Annotated in this window: 17 protein-coding genes; 3 read left to right on the top strand and 14 right to left on the bottom strand. The window is 55.0% G+C overall.

The features are described 5' to 3' along the window. Nucleotides 1-524 precede the first annotated feature (524 nt). On the bottom strand, nucleotides 525-4,415 hold the full coding sequence (gene purL, locus WFL93_RS09705; RefSeq protein ID WP_336778018.1) for a phosphoribosylformylglycinamidine synthase: 3,891 nt from the start codon (nucleotides 4,413-4,415) through the stop codon (nucleotides 525-527). Between the two features lie 270 nt (nucleotides 4,416-4,685). Between purL and mltF the strand changes: the two genes are divergently transcribed. Further along, the gene (mltF, locus tag WFL93_RS09700; protein WP_007886192.1) at nucleotides 4,686-6,143 is read left to right on the top strand and encodes a membrane-bound lytic murein transglycosylase MltF; all 1,458 of its coding nucleotides are present in this window, start codon (nucleotides 4,686-4,688) and stop codon (nucleotides 6,141-6,143) included. Here mltF and tadA read toward each other — a convergent pair. Beyond that, complete coding sequence (gene tadA / locus WFL93_RS09695) at nucleotides 6,140-6,634, bottom strand: tRNA adenosine(34) deaminase TadA (RefSeq protein ID WP_072093462.1); 495 nt, start codon at nucleotides 6,632-6,634, stop codon at nucleotides 6,140-6,142. The genes mltF and tadA overlap by 4 nt on opposite strands. 65 nt (nucleotides 6,635-6,699) lie before the next feature. After that, nucleotides 6,700-7,338, bottom strand: coding sequence for a phosphatidylglycerophosphatase C (gene yfhb, locus WFL93_RS09690; protein WP_007886187.1), 639 nt, complete (start codon nucleotides 7,336-7,338; stop codon nucleotides 6,700-6,702). Nucleotides 7,339-7,554: 216 nt separating this feature from the next. Here yfhb and WFL93_RS09685 point away from each other — a divergent pair, with 216 nt between their 5' ends. Together WFL93_RS09685 and WFL93_RS09680 are read left to right on the top strand one after the other, a co-directional pair. Next, nucleotides 7,555-8,394, top strand: coding sequence for a MurR/RpiR family transcriptional regulator (locus WFL93_RS09685; protein WP_007886185.1), 840 nt, complete (start codon nucleotides 7,555-7,557; stop codon nucleotides 8,392-8,394). A 55-nt stretch (nucleotides 8,395-8,449) separates the two neighbouring features. Continuing rightward, nucleotides 8,450-8,698, top strand: coding sequence for a YfhL family 4Fe-4S dicluster ferredoxin (locus WFL93_RS09680; protein WP_007886183.1), 249 nt, complete (start codon nucleotides 8,450-8,452; stop codon nucleotides 8,696-8,698). On the opposite strand, the gene acpS is transcribed toward WFL93_RS09680, so the two are convergent. From acpS to rpoE, 11 genes are all read right to left on the bottom strand, one after another. Then, nucleotides 8,695-9,075, bottom strand: coding sequence for a holo-ACP synthase (gene acpS / locus WFL93_RS09675; protein ID WP_007886180.1), 381 nt, complete (start codon nucleotides 9,073-9,075; stop codon nucleotides 8,695-8,697). The two genes, WFL93_RS09680 and acpS, sit on opposite strands and share 4 nt — an antisense overlap. Then, on the bottom strand, nucleotides 9,075-9,806 hold the full coding sequence (gene pdxJ / locus WFL93_RS09670; RefSeq protein WP_007886179.1) for a pyridoxine 5'-phosphate synthase: 732 nt from the start codon (nucleotides 9,804-9,806) through the stop codon (nucleotides 9,075-9,077). The genes acpS and pdxJ overlap by 1 nt, the downstream gene beginning before the upstream one ends. A 70-nt stretch (nucleotides 9,807-9,876) precedes the next feature. After that, nucleotides 9,877-10,605 (bottom strand): DNA repair protein RecO, encoded by a 729-nt coding sequence (gene recO, locus WFL93_RS09665; RefSeq protein WP_049853006.1) that lies wholly within the window; start codon nucleotides 10,603-10,605, stop codon nucleotides 9,877-9,879. 3 nt (nucleotides 10,606-10,608) lie between these two features. Then, nucleotides 10,609-11,514, bottom strand: coding sequence for a GTPase Era (gene era / locus WFL93_RS09660; protein WP_007886176.1), 906 nt, complete (start codon nucleotides 11,512-11,514; stop codon nucleotides 10,609-10,611). Between the two features lie 49 nt (nucleotides 11,515-11,563). Continuing rightward, nucleotides 11,564-12,244 (bottom strand): ribonuclease III, encoded by a 681-nt coding sequence (gene rnc, locus WFL93_RS09655; RefSeq protein ID WP_036620136.1) that lies wholly within the window; start codon nucleotides 12,242-12,244, stop codon nucleotides 11,564-11,566. Nucleotides 12,245-12,382: 138 nt separating this feature from the next. Then, nucleotides 12,383-13,354: a signal peptidase I gene (gene lepB, locus WFL93_RS09650; protein WP_007886174.1), complete on the bottom strand. Its 972-nt coding sequence runs from the start codon at nucleotides 13,352-13,354 to the stop codon at nucleotides 12,383-12,385. A 9-nt stretch (nucleotides 13,355-13,363) separates the two neighbouring features. Then, nucleotides 13,364-15,163: a translation elongation factor 4 gene (lepA, locus tag WFL93_RS09645; RefSeq protein ID WP_007886170.1), complete on the bottom strand. Its 1,800-nt coding sequence runs from the start codon at nucleotides 15,161-15,163 to the stop codon at nucleotides 13,364-13,366. 218 nt (nucleotides 15,164-15,381) lie between these two features. Continuing rightward, a complete protein-coding gene (gene rseC / locus WFL93_RS09640) occupies nucleotides 15,382-15,846 on the bottom strand; it encodes a SoxR-reducing system protein RseC (RefSeq protein WP_007886167.1) in 465 nt (154 codons plus the stop codon). After that, nucleotides 15,843-16,799, bottom strand: coding sequence for a sigma-E factor regulatory protein RseB (rseB, locus tag WFL93_RS09635; protein ID WP_007886165.1), 957 nt, complete (start codon nucleotides 16,797-16,799; stop codon nucleotides 15,843-15,845). The genes rseC and rseB overlap by 4 nt, the downstream gene beginning before the upstream one ends. Continuing rightward, nucleotides 16,799-17,455 carry an anti-sigma-E factor RseA gene (gene rseA / locus WFL93_RS09630; protein WP_007886163.1) on the bottom strand — a complete coding sequence of 219 codons (657 nt, stop codon included), beginning with the start codon at nucleotides 17,453-17,455 and terminating at the stop codon, nucleotides 16,799-16,801. Before rseA ends, rseB begins: the two co-directional genes overlap by 1 nt. Before the next feature lie 27 nt (nucleotides 17,456-17,482). Continuing rightward, nucleotides 17,483-18,061: an RNA polymerase sigma factor RpoE gene (gene rpoE, locus WFL93_RS09625; RefSeq protein ID WP_007886161.1), complete on the bottom strand. Its 579-nt coding sequence runs from the start codon at nucleotides 18,059-18,061 to the stop codon at nucleotides 17,483-17,485. Nucleotides 18,062-18,141 lie beyond the last annotated feature (80 nt).

Here is an 18,141-nt window from a genome sequence, read left to right as displayed (position 1 = left end):
TGCAAAATAGGTGGAGCCTAACTCAACGTTGCGTCCGATGCTTGATAACGTTGCAAAGCAAGCGATTATCGGTGAGGTGGACGACAGGCTCCGTTTGGTGCGTCATTCAGTTTTTATGAGCTCTGCCGCGAAAAGCGGGGCAATCATAAACAGGCGAATGAGCCACGCAGAGAGTATAGCAAGTATCATGCCAACAAATAAATAGTGTTTATTATCAGAGGAATGCCAGATAGAAGGCGAAGACAGGAAGGAAAGCGGACCGGACGGTCAGGGAAAAGTGTCGCTGATTAGCAACGGGTTTAGAGCGCTAACTTCCTTGCATTACAAATCAACGAGTTAAATGTCACCTTTTGACGACAGTATAAAGTCAGGATTGTCGCCTTTTTCCGACAGCTTGCATACTTGTGGGGTTTTTAGCCAGGTCGCCATTAATGGCGACCCTACAAAAAAATAAAGGCCGCGGTTAGACGGCCTTAGTAGGGTGCCCATTAATGGGCACAAGGAAAACGACTAAGGATGAACGCTTAGCCCAACTGCTTACGCGCATTGCGGAAGATACGCATCCACGGGCTATCTTCGCCCCACTCTGCCGGATGCCACGAGTTGCTGACGGTACGGAACACGCGCTCTGGGTGCGGCATCATAATGGTGACGCGACCGCTTTCGTTAGTTACCGCAGTGATGCCGTTTGGTGAGCCATTCGGGTTCGCCGGATAGCTTTCCGTCACTTTGCCGAAGTTATCGACGAAGCGCAGCGCTACCAGACCTTTGCTCTCCAGCTGCGCCAGATGCGCACCGTCACGCACTTCGACAAAACCTTCGCCGTGCGATACCGCGATTGGCATATGCGATCCTGCCATGCCCTCCAGCAACAGCGACGGGCTCGCCGCCACTTCGACCAGGCTGAAACGCGCTTCGAAACGCTCGGACTGGTTACGTACAAAGCGTGGCCACAGTTCGCTGCCTGGAATCAATTCACGCAGGTTCGACATCATCTGGCAGCCGTTACACACGCCCAGCGCCAGCGTTTGTGGACGATGGAAGAAGTTCTCAAACTCATCACGTACGCGGCCGTTGAACAGGATCGATTTCGCCCAACCTTCACCGGCGCCCAGCACGTCACCGTATGAGAAGCCACCACACGCAACCAGTGCCTGGAACTCTTCCAGACCGCGACGACCGGCCAGCAGATCGCTCATGTGTACGTCAACTGCAGTAAAGCCAGCGCGATGGAAGGCAGCCGCCATCTCCACGTGGGAGTTCACACCCTGCTCACGCAGCACCGCCACACGCGGACGTGCGCCAGTGGCGATCATCGGTGCCGCCACATCCTCTTCTGGCTTGAAGGTCAGATGGACGTTCAGACCAGGATCGTTATCGTCTTTCTTCGCTTCATGCTCCTGATCGGCACAGGCTGGGTTATCACGCAGACGCTGCATCTGCCAGGTGGTTTCTGCCCACCAGGTACGCAGCGTGGTGCGGCTTTCGCTGTACACCGTACTGTCGCCAGAACGGATCACGAAGCGGTCGCCCGGCAGCGCTTTACCCATCACATGCACGTTAGCGCTCAGGCCGTGATCGGCGAATATCTTCTCCACTGCCACGCGATCTGCTGCGTTGATTTGCAGCACCGCGCCCAGCTCTTCGGTGAACAGCGCTGCCAATGCATCACTGCCCAACGCGGCGATATCGGCTTCGATACCGCAGTGACCGGTAAAGGCCATCTCCGCCAGCGTGACCAGCAGGCCGCCGTCAGAACGGTCGTGATAGGCCAGCAGTTTCTGCTCGGCCACCAGCGTCTGAATAGCGTTAAAGAAGCCCGCCAGCTGCGTAGCATCACGCACGTCGGCAGGCTTGTCACCGAGTTGACGATAAACCTGTGACAGCGCGGTAGCACCCAGCGTGTTAGCGCCGTTACCCAGATCCACCAGCAGCAGCAGGTTATCTTGATCGGCCTGCAGCTGCGGCGTAACGGTGCGACGTACATCCTCAACGCGCGCAAACGCGGTAATCACCAACGACAGCGGCGAGGTCATTTCACGCTGCTCGGTGCCTTGCTGCCAGCGGGTTTTCATCGACATCGAGTCTTTACCGACGGGAATCGTGATGCCCAGCGCCGGACACAGCTCTTCACCTACCGCTTTAACGGCGGCGTACAAACCAGCATCTTCGCCTGGGTGACCGGCGGCGGCCATCCAGTTCGCGGAGAGCTTGACGCGCTGCAGCGAACCAATTGAGGTCGCTGCGATGTTGGTCAGCGCTTCACCCACCGCCAGGCGACCGGAAGCGGCGAAGTCGAGCAACGCGACTGGCGCGCGTTCGCCGAGAGAGAACGCTTCACCGTGATAGCTATCCAGGCTGGCCGTGGTGACGGCGCAGTTCGCGACCGGAATTTGCCACGGCCCCACCATCTGATCGCGCGCGACCATGCCGGTTACGCTGCGATCGCCAATGGTGATCAGGAAGGTTTTTTCCGCCACGGTTGGCAAATGCAGCACACGATTCACCGCATCAGCAACGGTAATCCCGTCGCGCTGCAGGGCATCACCTTTGGCTTGCTGGCTGGCAACATCACGCGTCATCTTCGGCGTTTTGCCCAGCAGCACGTCGAGCGGCATGTCGATTGGCTTATTGTCGAAATGGCTGTCGGCGAGGTTCAGATGCAGCTCTTCAGTCGCTTCACCAATCACCGCATAAGGCGCGCGTTCACGCTGGCACAACTCATCGAACAGCGCCAGTTTCTCAGGCGCCACCGCCAGCACATAACGCTCCTGTGATTCGTTACACCACACTTCCAGCGGGCTCATGCCCGGCTCGTCGCTCAGGATGTCGCGCAGGTTAAAGTTGCCGCCGCGGTTACCATCACTTACCAGCTCTGGCATCGCGTTCGAGAGACCGCCCGCGCCCACGTCATGGATAAACAGAATCGGGTTGGCTTCGCCCAGTTGCCAGCAGCGGTCAATCACTTCCTGGCAGCGACGTTCCATCTCTGGGTTGTCGCGCTGTACTGAAGCAAAGTCGAGATCGGCATCCGATTGGCCGGAAGCCATCGACGAAGCTGCACCGCCGCCCAGACCGATGTTCATCGCCGGGCCACCCAGCACGATCAGTTTGGCCCCCACCACAATCTCGCCTTTCTGCACGTGATCGGCACGAATGTTACCGATGCCGCCCGCCAGCATAATCGGCTTATGGTAGCCGCGCAGCTCCACACCATTGTGGCTGTTGACGCGCTCTTCATAAGTACGGAAGTAGCCATTCAGGGCAGGACGACCAAATTCGTTGTTGAATGCCGCGCCGCCCAGTGGGCCTTCGGTCATGATGTCTAAGGCGGTGACAATACGATCCGGCTTACCGAAATCCTCTTCCCACGGCTGTTCGAAGCCTGGAATGCGCAGGTTCGATACCGAGAAACCGACCAGTCCGGCTTTTGGCTTCGCACCACGTCCGGTTGCGCCTTCATCACGAATTTCACCACCGGAACCGGTCGCAGCACCCGGCCATGGCGAAATAGCAGTTGGGTGGTTATGGGTTTCCACTTTCATCAGGATGTGCGCTTCTTCCTGATGGAATTCATATTCGCCCTTCTGCGCATCTGCGTAGAAGCGGCCAACCTCGGAACCTTCCATCACCGCGGCGTTGTCTTTATACGCCGACAGCACGTGCTCAGGATTATGTTCAAAGGTGTTTTTGATCATTTTAAACAGCGACTTCGGCTGCTTTTCGCCGTCGATAATCCAGTCGGCGTTGAAGATTTTGTGACGACAGTGCTCAGAGTTTGCCTGCGCAAACATATAGAGCTCGATGTCGTTTGGATTACGCCCCAGCTTGGTAAAGGCATCAAGCAGGTAATCGATCTCATCATCGGCCAGCGCCAGGCCCAGTGTGGTATTGGCCTGCTCCAGCGCGCTGCGACCTGCGCCCAGCACATCGATGCTTTTGAGCGGCTGCGGCTGATGATGGGCAAACAGCTGCTGCGCATCGCTGAGGTCAGCGAACACGGTTTCCATCATGCGGTCATGCAGCAGGCTGGCAAGTTGCTGCCACTGCGCTTCCGTCAGCTCAGGGGCCTGCACATAGAAAGCCATGCCGCGTTCAAGGCGTAACACCTGTGGCAGATCGCAGTTGTGCGCGATATCGGTGGCTTTCGAGGACCACGGAGAGATGGTGCCGGGACGCGGCGTTACCAGCAACAGACGCCCTTGTGGCGCATGTTCGGCGAGAGAAGGACCGTATTTCAGCAGACGTTGCAGGCGGGCGTGCTCATCCGCGCTGAGCGGTGCGCTGACATCGGCAAAATGGACGTACTCGGCGTAAATATCACTCACCGGAAGATGAGCGTCCTGAAAGCGGGTCAGCAGTTTGTTTACACGAAATGCCGACAGAGCGGGCGAACCACGCAGAATTTCCATCATTAAAGATCTCTCGTCTTTGAAGTGCCGGGCGACGCTTCATTGGGCGCAACAGGGGAAAACGGGCGGTATTATAGAGAAACAGCACGGGATACGAAACCGTTTGCGCATAAATTCTGGCACCTGGCGTTTGGCTGAATTTTGCACAATTCTTGCTATAAAAGTTGCCCTGCCCCTTTTTGTTGCGCAAAATGCCCCTCGCTCTGGGAGTTAAAACAACATAAATACTGCCTTTAAAAGACAGAGGCCTGTGAGCCATTACGAGACAACTATTTGAAACGCCTAAAAATAAACTATCTGTTTATCGGTCTGATCACCGTGCTGCTTGCGCTAGCATTGTGGCCTTCAATCCCGTGGTACGGGGGTGGAACAGACGCGCTATCACAGATCAAATCACGCGGAGTGCTGCGCATCAGTACCGTTAACTCTCCGCTGACTTACTACACCATTAACAATGCACCAGCCGGTATGGATTACGAGCTGGCGAAGCGCTTCGCCGATTACCTTGGCGTAAAACTGGAAGTTGAGGTGCGTCCAAACCTCGGTGACCTGTTTGATGACCTGGATGACGGCAAGGCGGATTTGCTGGCTGCCGGCCTGATCTACAACAGCGAGCGCCTTGCGCACTACCAAAGTGGCCCGAGCTACTATTCGGTGTCGCAACAGCTGGTGTACCGCATTGATAAGCCACGACCGAAAAATCTCGGCGATCTGAAAGGCCGCCTGATTGTGCAGTCCGGTTCGGCATATCTGTCAACTTTACGTTCCGCCAAAGCCGACAGCTATCCCGATCTCGACTGGGCGATCTCGACCGATCAAGGGCAGAAAGCGCTACTTGAAGCGGTTGCTGACGGCAAACTGGATTACACCGTGGGCGACTCCGTCACCATTGGCCTGTTACAGCGCATTCATCCGCAGCTGGCAGTAGCGTTTGATGTGACGGATGAAGAGCCGGTCACCTGGTATTTGCCGCGTAACGAGGACGACAGCCTGAACGCGGCGATGCTCGACTTCTACAGCCAGATGGGCGAGGAAGGCGCGATGGCGCGACTGGAAGAGAAGTATCTCGGCCACGTCGGCACCTTTGATTATGTGGATACCCGCACCTTCCTGCGCGCCATAGATAACACGCTGCCGGACATCAAACCGCTGTTTGAGAAATATTCGGCCAGCATGGATTGGCGATTGCTGGCGGCGATCTCTTATCAGGAATCGCACTGGAATCCGCAGGCCACTTCGCCGACCGGCGTCCGAGGCATGATGATGTTGACGCGCAATACCGCTGACAGCCTTGAAGTCAACGATCGCCTCGATCCTGAACAGAGCATTCGCGGCGGCAGTGAATATCTCAAGCGCATGATGGAAAAGGTGCCGGAGACGATTCCTGAAGATGAGCGCATTTGGTTCGCGCTGGCGGCGTACAACATGGGCTACGCGCACATGTTGGATGTGCGCAAACTGACGGCGAAACAGGGCGGCAATCCTGATAGCTGGGCGGATGTGAAGCTGCGCCTGCCGATGCTGAGCCAGAAGCGCTACTACACGCAAACTACCTATGGTTACGCGCGCGGTCACGAAGCTTATAACTACGTCGAGAATATCCGTAAGTATCAGATAAGCCTGGTGGGCTATCTGCAGGAGCAGGAGAAGCGGTTAGCGCAGCAATCGGCGCTGGAAGCGGAGTTAGGTGCCGGCTACCCGGCGGTCGAACCGAAAATTGCCATGAATTAATCTGCGCGCTGCGCCTGACGCAGCGCCTTCTTCTGCTCGCGACGCATGCGGAAGAAGTCACTCAACATCCCAGCGCACTGTTCCGCCAGCACACCGCAATCAATCTGAATTTGATGATTCATGCCGGGATGGCCAATCACATCCAGCAGTGAACCGGCCGCGCCGGTTTTCTCATCTTTAGCGCCATACACTAACCGCGTGATACGGCTGTGCACCATCGCGCCAGCGCACATCACGCAGGGTTCCAGCGTGACATACAGTGTGGTATCCAGCAGACGATAGTTTTCCAGCACTTTGCCACCCTGACGCAGCGCCATGATCTCAGCGTGCGCGGTGGGATCGTGCTGACCAATCGGTCGATTCCAGCCTTCGCCGATTACTTTATCGCCCTGCACCAGCACCGCACCGACCGGCACTTCGCCCTGCTCCCACGCGCGCTTAGCCAGTTCCAGCGCATAACGCATCCAATATTCATCAGTTTGTGGGTTCACCGGGCAACTCCTGCGGGCATCAAAAGGCGGCGCATTATAGCGATGCTGCTGCCGGAATCGAAGCGTTATTCCAGCTGTTGCAGCTCACCGCGCGGCGTGACGCGCCAGCGGTGCTGACAGAAGAACAGCAGCGGGTTGTCCTGCTTGCTGTCGCTGTAGCCGCTATACAGCTGCAGCGGCGTGCCGATTTTCTCCTCCAGCTGTGCCACCTTCTCATGGCCGAGGCAACGCATCGCCAACAGGCGGCCGCCGCGGCCCGGTTTCATCTGACTGGCGATCAGCTGCACGCGCGGTAAGAAGGCGGAATCGAAATAGACTTTCTCCACCAGCGATTGCGGCGAACCGGTGATCAGCCAGACATCGGCATCATTGCTGCTGAGATAATCAGTGAGCCGCTGCTGCACCACCGGAAAGGCGGTAACGCGCTGGCGGAACCAGTCAGCGAATTCGGCTTCGCGCTGGCGCAGACGCGTTTCGCTATGGCCGAAGGTAATCGCCCATAGCAGCAAACTCATTGGCCAGCGCGCCGCGCGACCTTTGATCAGCATGCCGAGACCAATCACCGGTAACAGCGGCACCACCAGCAGCAGATTGATCGGCTGACGTCGCAGCAGATAGCGCATATAGGTGCCAAACATGTCTTGCTGATGCAGCGTGCCATCGAGATCGAAAAACACCACGCGTCGTTGCGTACCCTTTGTCAAACAACACTCCTTCTCTATCCTTCGTGGTTTCTGCACTACAGTGTAGCCAGCTTCAGCGTTTGGGGCGAAAGCTGCTATTTTTAATTCCAATGACTACAATGCCAGCTGAATAGTTTATTCTCTGTGCCCGCGCGCTGTCATCTGGCGGCAATCGCCCGACATCCTGCGCGTAACCGCACTACGCTCTATCTGGAAAGATGAATTAAGGATCGAACAATGAGTTCATTGCTGCGCATTCGCCAACTTTATCCTCGACTGGCGCTAAATGAGCGTCGCCTGGCGGATTTTTTGCTGTCGCAGCCGGACCGTGCACGGCATCTGAGTTCACAAAAACTGGCTGAGGAGTCGGGTGTCAGCCAGTCCAGCGTGGTGAAATTTGCCCAGAAGCTGGGCTATAAAGGCTTCCCGGCGCTGAAGCTGGCGCTGAGCGAATCAATGGCCGATCGCGATGCCATTACCGTGCATAACCATATTCTTAGCGATGACCCACTCAAAGTGGTGGGTGAAAAGCTGCTGACGGAAAAGATCTCGGCGATCCGCGCCACGCTGGATATCAATAGCGAAGAGAAGCTGCTGCAAACCTTACAGCTGCTGAAAAATGCCAACCGTATTCTTCTGGTCGGCATCGGTGCATCGGGTTTGGTGGCGAAAGATTTCTCATGGAAACTGATGAAAATCGGCATTAACGCGGTGGCGGAGCAGGATATGCATGCGCTGCTGGCCAGCGTGCAGGCGATGGCGCCGGGCGATGTGTTGCTGGCGATCTCCTACACCGGCGAACGTCGCGAAATCAATCTGGCGGCGCAGGAAGCGGCGCAGGTTGGCGCCGATGTGCTGGCTTTTACTGGCTTCACGCCGAATGCCCTGCAGCAGTGTGCGACGGTTTGTCTCTACACCGTAGCGGAAGAGCAGAGTACGCGCAGTGCGGCAATTTCATCAACCAGTGCGCAACTGGCACTTACCGATTTGCTGTTTATGGCGCTGGTGCAGAACGATCCGGAACGCGCATCCAGCCATATTCGTCACAGCGAAGAGTTGGTGAAAAAGCTGGTCTGACGAGATGAGGCGCGTATAATACCCGCGCCTTTTCTGCTGTTATTGGATTTCCGCTATGGCCCTGCTCATCACCACCAAATGCATCAATTGCGATATGTGCGAACCTGAATGCCCAAACCAGGCAATCAGTTTAGGCGACGCTATCTATGAGATTGATGTCGACCGCTGCACTGAGTGCGTGGGCCATTATGATGTGCCGACCTGCCAAAGCGTCTGCCCGATTGATAACACCATTATTGCGGATCCACAGCACCTGGAGAGTCGTGAGGCGCTGTGGGAGAAGTTTGTGGTGTTGCACCCTTAATTCTCGATAATCACCGTCGCGCAAGCGTAGTGGCGTTCATCCGCTAACGTCACATGCACGTGCTGCACGCCGAGCTGGCTGGCAATCACTTTCGCCTGCTCAAAGAAACGTAATCCCGGCTTACCCAGCGCATCGTTGTACACTTCAAACTGATTGAACGCCAGGCCACCGCGAATGCCGGTGCCAAACGCTTTCGCTGCCGCCTCTTTCACCGCAAAGCGTTTGGCAAGAAAGCGCACCGGTTGCTGGTGCGCCTGATATTGCTGCCACTCGGCTTCGCTTAATACGCGGCGCGCCAGGCGATCGCCGGAGCGCTCAATCACGCCCGCAATGCGCTCGATCTCTACGATGTCGCTGCCGAGTCCGAGAATCGCCATTAGCGACGCGCTTCCCGCATCAGCTGCTTCATTTCGCTGACCGCATCGGCCAGGCCGCTGAACAGTGCGCGACCAATAATCGCATGGCCGATATTCAGTTCGTGCATTTCCGGCAGTTCAGCAATCGGCTGCACGTTGTGGTAGGTCAAACCGTGGCCAGCATTCACTTTCAGGCCAAGGCTGGCGGCGAAAGTCGCGGCTTTACGAATGCGCGACAGTTCAGCCTGGCGCGCCAGACCTTCAGGCGCTTCGGCGTAGGCGCCGGTGTGAATTTCAATATAGGGCGCGCCGCTGGCAACGGCGGCTTCAATCTGGCGATGATCGGCATCGATAAACAGCGACACCAGAATGCCGGCGTCGCTCAGCAGGCGCACCGCGGCGTTAATTTTATCCTGCTGACCGGCCACATCCAGCCCACCTTCAGTGGTCACTTCCTGACGCTTTTCCGGCACCAGGCAAACGAAGTGAGGTTTGATTTCGCAGGCGATGTCGATCATCTCGTCCGTGACCGCCATCTCCAGATTCATGCGCGTCTGAATGGTGTCACGCAGAATGCGTACATCGCGGTCAGTAATGTGGCGGCGATCTTCACGCAAATGCACGGTAATGCCGTCGGCACCGGCCTGCTCGGCAACAAACGCAGCCTGCACCGGATCGGGATAGTTTGTGCCACGTGCGTTACGTACGGTGGCAATGTGGTCAATGTTGACGCCTAACAGCAACTCAGCCATGACAATCCTTAAATGTGTTCAGTGTGTTTGCAGTGTACTGCGCTGAATATATCAGGCGGTACGACCAGCGCTAGTCGTTTGCCACATCGGGTCTCTTTTTTGGCACGAACTGGCGAAACAGTTCCTGACTCTTCAGCGGTTTGCCGCCCAGATAGGGCTTCAGCGCCATCCGCGTAAAGCGTTTGGCGGCGCGCAAAGTATCGGCATCGGGGAATTCACGTTCCCATAGCGCACGCAGTTGGCGGCCAGTAAAGCTGCGCTGATTGACCACCAGGCTGGCGATAAAGCCCTTCTCTTCGCGGTAGCTGTAGGTCATGCCATCGGCAACCTCTTCGCCGCTGCCGGCACAATGCAGGAAATCGACGCCGTAGCCGAGATGACCCAGCAGCGCCAGCTCAAAACGACGCAGCGCCGGTTCAGGCGAGCCGTTGCCTGCTGCCAGCGTTTGGATGCAATTCAGGTAATCGAAGAACATGTCCGAGAAGGGGATTTGCTGCTCTAGCACGCGCGACAGCAGTTCATTGACGTACAGCCCGCAGTAGAGCGTGATGCCGCTGAGCGGCAATGCCAATGAAACGGCTTCGGCATTACGCAGCGTTTTGACGTCGCCACGACCGCCCCAGCGCACCAGCAGCGGCGTGAAGGGTTGTAGCGCACCTTTCAGTTGGGAGCGGCGCGAACGGGCACCTTTGGCAAGGACGCGGACGCGCCCTTCGCTTTCGCTGAACAGATCGAGGAGCAGGCTGGTTTCGCTATAAGGGCGACTATGCAGCACAAAGGCGCGTTGCCAGCCTTCCATCGATTACCCTTCGTCAGAGTAACCTAAGCTGCGCAGCGCACGTTCATCGTCCGCCCAGCCAGATTTCACTTTAACCCACAGTTCAAGATGCACTTTCGCCTCAAACATCTCTTCCATGTCTTTACGCGATTCAATGCCGATGGTTTTGATCTTGGCGCCTTTGTTGCCGATGACCATCTTCTTCTGGCCTTCGCGCTCAACGAGGATCAGGCCATTAATGTCATAACCGCCGCGCTCGTTCGAGACAAACTGCTCAATTTCTACGGTGACGGAATAAGGCAGCTCGGCGCCAAGGAAGCGCATCAATTTTTCACGGATGATCTCAGATGCCATAAAGCGCTGCGAGCGGTCGGTGACATAATCTTCTGGGAAATGATGCTCAGATTTTGGCAAGCATTTGCGCGCAATCGCCGCAATAGCGTCAACATTTTTGCCGCTCTCCGCAGAGATCGGTACAATTTCGAGGAAGTTCATCTGCTGGCTGAGGAACTGCAGATGGGGCAACAGAATGCTCTTATCCTGAATGTTGTCGACTTTATTGATCGCCAATACCACAGGAACTTTGTTATCCCGCAGCTTGTTAAGCACCATCTCGTCGTCTGGCGTCCAGCGCGTGCCTTCAACCACAAAGATCACCAGCTCAACATCACCGATGGAGCTGCTGGCCGCGCGGTTCATCAAGCGGTTGATAGCCCGCTTCTCTTCCATATGCAGCCCTGGCGTATCCACGTAGATCGCCTGATAAGCGCCTTCGGTGTGGATGCCCATAATACGGTGACGCGTGGTTTGCGGTTTGCGTGAAGTGATCGACACCTTCTGCCCCAGTAACTGGTTCAGCAAAGTGGATTTACCGACGTTTGGTCGGCCTACAATCGCGACAAAGCCGCTATATGTTTCGAGTTCGCTCATTCGAGTCCTGACTTGGGCAGCGCCGCTTTCGACGCTGCGATGTGACTATTTATTCGAGGCCAAGCTTGATTAACGCCTGTTCGGCGGCTGCTTGCTCGGCTTTACGGCGGCTGGAGCCAATGCCCACCACCGGTTCTGCCATGCCACTCACCTGACAGTGAATGGTGAATTCCTGATCGTGGGCTTCGCCACGCACCTGCACCACCAAATAAGAGGGCAGCGGCAGATGACGTCCCTGCAAATACTCCTGCAGGCGCGTTTTCGGATCTTTCTGTTTATCACCCGGACTGATCTGTTCCAGTCGTGAGTGATACCAATCGAGAATTAACTTTTCGACGGTCTGAATACTGCTATCAAGGAAGATGCCGCCAATTAAGGCTTCAACGGTATCCGCAAGAATCGATTCACGACGGAAACCGCCGCTTTTCAGCTCGCCCGGACCGAGGCGCAAACACTCGCCGAGGTCGAACTCTCGCGCCATCTCCGCCAGCGTATTGCCGCGCACTAGCGTGGCGCGCATGCGGCTCATATCGCCTTCATCCACGCGTGGGAAGCGGTGATACAGCGCATTAGCAATCACATAGCTGAGAATAGAATCGCCAAGAAATTCAAGACGTTCATTGTGTTTGCTGCTGGCACTACGATGCGTCAATGCCTGCTGCAATAAATCCGGATGAGTAAAAGTGTAGCCCAGTTTGCGCTGCAGCTTGTTAATGACGATGGGGTTCATGCGATTCCAGTTGTTCAGTGCGTCTGTCACTCTGCATACGAAACAGGGCTGAGGTGCCAACCTGTTCTGTTTCGTGTGCACTGGCCCCCAAAAGGAGGCCAACCATTGCTGTTCAGCCAAGGCTAAACAGCGCTTTTATCAATGAATCCCACCAATGCGGCTAAAGCGCACGCCGGTCGGCCACTGTCCTTCTTGTTTCTCGAAGCTCATCCAGATAGCAACCGCTTTACCGACCAGATTCTTCTCGGGCACAAAGCCCCAGTAGCGGCTGTCGGCGCTGTTATCACGGTTGTCACCCATCATGAAATACTGCCCTTGCGGCACAATCCATGTCGATTGCGGCTGGCCAGGCTGCTGATAATACATGCTTGCCTGACTTTGCGCTTCGTTTACCAGCAAGATATCGTGCGTTACGTTGCCCAATGTCTCTTTACGGGTGCCGAGACGCAAACCGCCCTTCATGGTTTCACCCTGCGGAGCCTGGAAGAAGCCGTTACCGGTTTCATTGCCATCAAAGCCGCTGAAGGTTTGAATGAAGTTGCTTGGCTCAACGTTAGTGTACGTTACCGGCAGCGCGGTACTGCAATTGCCGCTGCTGCAACCCGGATTGATGGTCAGGGTTTTGCTGTAAGGATCAAACACCACTTTGTCGCCTGGCAAGCCAATCACGCGCTTGATGTAATCCACGCTCGGATCTTTCGGATATTTGAACACCGCGACATCACCGCGCTGCGGATGACCGGTTGGAATCAGCGTGGTTTGGGTAATTGGATCTTTAATGCCGTAAGCAAACTTCTCAACGAGGATGAAGTCACCAATCAGCAGCGTTGGCATCATTGAGCCTGAGGGAATCTGGAACGGCTCAAAAATGAACGAACGCACGATCAATACCACCGCCAGCACCGGGAATACCGATGCCGTGGTTTCTACCCAACCCGGTTGTGCGGCCACTTTCGCCAGCGTTTTGCTGTCGAGTGCGTTGCCAGCCTGCGCTTGCGCTGCAGCCTGCTTAGCACGACGTGCCGGTGCCCATTTAAAGCGATCGATACACCAGATAACGCCAGTGACCAGCGTTGCGATCACTAAAACCAGGGCGAACATGTTAGCCATTAAAAATCCTTATTTGCTGTCTTTACCGACATGCAGAATGGCAAGGAATGCTTCCTGCGGCAGCTCAACGTTGCCGACCTGCTTCATTCGCTTCTTACCGTCTTTCTGCTTCTGCAACAGTTTCTTCTTACGGCTCACGTCGCCGCCATAGCATTTCGCCAGGACGTTTTTACGCAGCTGTTTGACCGTTGAGCGAGCGATAATGTGGTTGCCGATTGCCGCCTGAATCGCAATATCAAACTGCTGACGAGGGATCAGATCTTTCATCTTCTCCACCAGATCGCGGCCACGATATTGTGAGTTATCACGGTGAGTAATCAGCGCCAGCGCATCAACACGTTCTGAGTTAATCATCACGTCGACACGCACCATGTCAGAGGTTTGGAAACGTTTGAAGTTATAATCCAGCGATGCATAGCCGCGCGAGGTTGATTTCAGACGGTCGAAGAAGTCGAGCACCACTTCAGCCATCGGAATTTCATACGTCAGCGCAACCTGCTTACCGTGGTAAACCATGTTGGTTTGTACGCCACGTTTTTCGATACACAGCGTAATGACGTTACCGAGGAACTCCTGCGGCAGCAGCATATGACACTCAGCGATCGGCTCACGCAGCTCTGCAATATTATTCAGCGGTGGCAGTTTCGACGGGCTATCGACGTAAATCGTTTCACCATCGGTGGTTTCCACTTCATAAACTACGGTCGGCGCGGTGGTGATCAGGTCGAGATCGTATTCACGCTCCAGACGTTCCTGAATGATCTCCATGTGCAACAGACCGAGGAAGCCGATGCGGAAACCGAAGCCCAGCGCCGTTGAACTCTCTGGCTCGTAGAACAGTGACGCATCGTTCAGGCTCAATTTGCCCAGCGCATCACGGAACGCTTCATAGTCGTCGGAACTGATCGGGAACAGACCGGCATAAACCTGTGGCTTCACTTTTTTGAAGCCAGGCAAAACTTTCTCCGCCGGATTGCGCTGCAAGGTCAGCGTATCGCCTACTGGCGCGCCGAGGATATCTTTAATCGCACACACCAACCAGCCCACTTCACCGCAGTTCAACTCGTTGCGATCAACGCGTTTCGGCGTGAAGATACCCAGGCGGTCAGCGTTATAGCTTTGGCCAGAACTCATGACCTTCACTTTGTCGCCTTTGCGCAGCGTACCGTTTTTGATGCGAATCAGCGACACCACACCAAGGTAGTTATCGAACCATGAATCGATGATCAGCGCCTGCAAAGGACCTTCTGGATCGCCTTCTGGCGGCGGAATGTCGCGCACCAGACGTTCCAGCACATCGGGCACGCCGACGCCAGTTTTCGCCGAACAACGTACCGCATCGGTAGCGTCGATGCCGACGATATCTTCAATCTCTTCCGCTACGCGCTCTGGATCGGCGGCAGGCAGGTCGATTTTGTTCAATACCGGTACCACTTCCAGATCCATTTCCATTGCGGTGTAGCAGTTTGCCAGCGTCTGCGCTTCAACGCCCTGCCCTGCATCGACCACCAGCAATGCTCCTTCACACGCCGCCAAAGAGCGGGAAACTTCATAGGAGAAGTCAACGTGTCCGGGAGTATCGATAAAATTGAGCTGGTAAGTTTCACCGTCCAGCGCTTTGTAATCGAGCGTTACGCTCTGCGCTTTAATGGTAATGCCGCGTTCACGTTCCAGATCCATTGAGTCGAGAACTTGCGCAGCCATCTCACGATCGCTCAGGCCACCACAAATTTGAATCAAACGGTCAGAGAGCGTTGATTTGCCGTGGTCAATGTGAGCGATGATGGAGAAATTTCTTATGTGCTTCATTTATATGAATATCTTCACGTAGAAAATCAGTGGGAAACTTGAGCACAGACACATTCAGGAAAGTCAGCTTTACCCGGAACCCTGTCGGCCTCATTAATGACGACGCATATTACACTGTTAACGCCGCGCGTTAAAGAATGGAACTGTGGGGAATCGCAACAGATTTCAGCGGTTAAGCAGAATAGAGGAAGCCGCATCCGATGCGGCCCTGACGGGGATCAAACTTCGCTTTCCACACGCAGTGCATCGGGAGGTAACGCAACGCTGAGAATCACAGGCTGAAATGCCTCACGATCGCCGAATACGTTAGAGACACCTTTCGCCACGATAAAGCCGCCAATGCCGCCTAACAGTGCGCCACAGGCCGCAGCAACATCGCTGTGGAACAACATCTGGAAGATACCTGCAACCAAAAACAGGCCAAACAGCGGCGTCATGTAAACCAGCAACGCCGATCCCAGTAAACTGCTTTCACGAATGCCTAATTCGATACGCTGCCCAGGTTGCAACGGCTCCGCGCTGGCGATAGTCATAACGTGAGCATTTTTGGGTCCCAGCTGATTAAGCGCGTGGCTGCCGCAGCCTTTGCGCGCCGAACAGCTGTTACATGAGGTTTTTGCTTCCGTATGCAACGTAGCAATGCCTTCCTTCCACGCCACGACGGTGGCCCATTCTCTCATCATTTTGGTGAACCCGAATCTATGCTGTCCGCAATACGTTTGGCAGTAGCTGGCGGCAATTCGCCCACCACCGTGATTTCACTATTATTGCGCACTTCTGTCTGCACCGTACGACGCCCAGTGCGCAATGCCTGCACGCTGCTGCTTTTATCTGCTGGAGTGATATTGATGGCGAAGCTGAATAAGCCGTCGCTATACAGGCGAGATTCGACAGTTTTGTTCATCGACGGAATATTGCGTCGACTTTGTGAAATCAACTTCATGCCTGCCGGAAGCCAGCCTGGCTGCCAGCTAAGTTCGACTTTATCTCCCGCCGGCAGTGACAGCGACGGCGGCAGATTAGCCTTTTCCAGACCTTGCATCAGATTACGCACGCCTTCATCAACGGCAAAACTGATCACCCGGAACTGCTCCAGCGTTTCTCCGTCACGATCGAGCAGATCAATACGCAGCGGCAATTTGGTATCCACATCCAGCCACACCACATAGCTGTAGCGTGTGCCATCGCGCGACACGATACGCACCACTTCGCACATCTGATCGGCCATGCGCGAGCGCCCCACGGGGATGAAATCGTAAGACTCGCCCAAACGGGAGAAGTCCGCGAACATCAACGCAGGAAGTGCATCAATAATGTGATTGCCCGGCAGCGAGAATGGATCTAATCCCGGCTCGAAATAGCTGATGTCGTTACCGCGCTGAATCACTTCACGGCGCGGCCCATCCATCTGCAGAAGTTGAGCGAAGATACGATTGTCGATTACCGCGTGACGATAGCGTAGAGATTCAATGCCGAGACGCGAGACATTGATGTAGGCAAATTCGTAGTTGAGGTTCTGGCTTGCCTGCTCCATCTGCTGTAACAACGCCCCGGACGCAGATGTCTGCGCCGAGGCGATAGATGAGCAAAACAGGCTGCCTGCCAGCAGGCTAACGGCACACCAAAGCTGCTTCATTACTGCTGCTGAGTTCCTAACGACTGGTTTCCAGGAACATTAGCCTGTGCCTGTTGCGGATCGTTCTTTTCAAACTGAACCTGATCGGCATGCAGACGACGTTGCAGTTCATAATCCTGCAGCATGGCATTCACGCGACGACGCTGTTCCTGCACCTGCTGATTAGAACTATTGGTGTCGAACGCTTCAGACGGCACACCTAAGCTAACCGGCGACGCTTTACCCATCATTGGCAAGGTATTAAACGCGGGTGAGTCAGAGGCTTCCGTTGCACTGCCGGTTGGTGAACTGTTGTAGTGCTGAACACCCACAATCACCGCCAGTGATACACAGGCAGCGACACCAACCTGAGTCAACTGTGCAGCCCAGCTACCACCACGACGCCAAAACGGCATCTTTTCATAGCGTGACGGCTCAGGCTGCGCTTCAGGGATCAGCGGAGTGACTTTGCGCGTCGGCTCATTTTCGATGGCCGCAGCTACACGTGCGGAGATATCAAAATGCAGCACTTCACCGATATCACCTCGTAAGGTGTCGCGGATGAGATGGTAGCTTTCCCAGCTTTGCTGAAGATCCGCATCCTTTGACAACGACGCCAACAGCTCGTTATCTAAAGTTTCACCATCCATTAAAGCGGAAAGTTTTTCTTTCTGCATGCCTTGGTACCCTTCCAGTAGCCGTTATCACTGACGTTGGATAAGCGGTTGAACTTTATTATCAATAGCCTCTCGTGCACGGAAGATACGCGAACGTACGGTACCAACCGGACAATCCATGATGACGGCAATCTCTTCGTAACTTAAGCCATCCAATTCCCTAAGGGTAATGGCCATACGAAGATCTTCGGGAAGCGCCTCAATGGTGCGAAAGACGATTTGTTTCAGTTCCTCAGACAACATTAAGTTCTCAGGGTTCGAAATTTCTTTTAACGCACCTGCACTTTCGAAATTCTCGGCGTCGATAGCATCCACATCACTGGATGGCGGACGTCGCCCCTGAGCAACCAGATAATTTTTTGCTGTATTCACCGCGATGCGGTACAGCCATGTATAAAAAGCGCTGTCGCCACGGAACGACTCCAGTGCGCGATACGCTTTAATAAAAGATTCCTGAACCACATCAGGCACATCGCCTGAGGGAACATAGCGTGAAACCAGGCTCGCCACTTTATGCTGGTATCGAATCACCAGTAAATTAAAGGACTTTTGATCTCCCTTCTGAACCCGCTCAACGAGAACCTGATCCGTTAACTGCTCGCTCATCCGAGGTAATATCTCCCCAAAACTTTTTTATGCGTAAGTGAACTGCCAGCACATCTCATTGTTCTGAGCAAGCATGCGCT

The sequence above is a fragment of the Pantoea sp. USHLN256 genome, assembly GCF_037149875.1.
Classification (GTDB): domain Bacteria; phylum Pseudomonadota; class Gammaproteobacteria; order Enterobacterales; family Enterobacteriaceae; genus Pantoea; species Pantoea nemavictus.
This window is presented reverse-complemented; position numbering and strand designations above follow the sequence as displayed.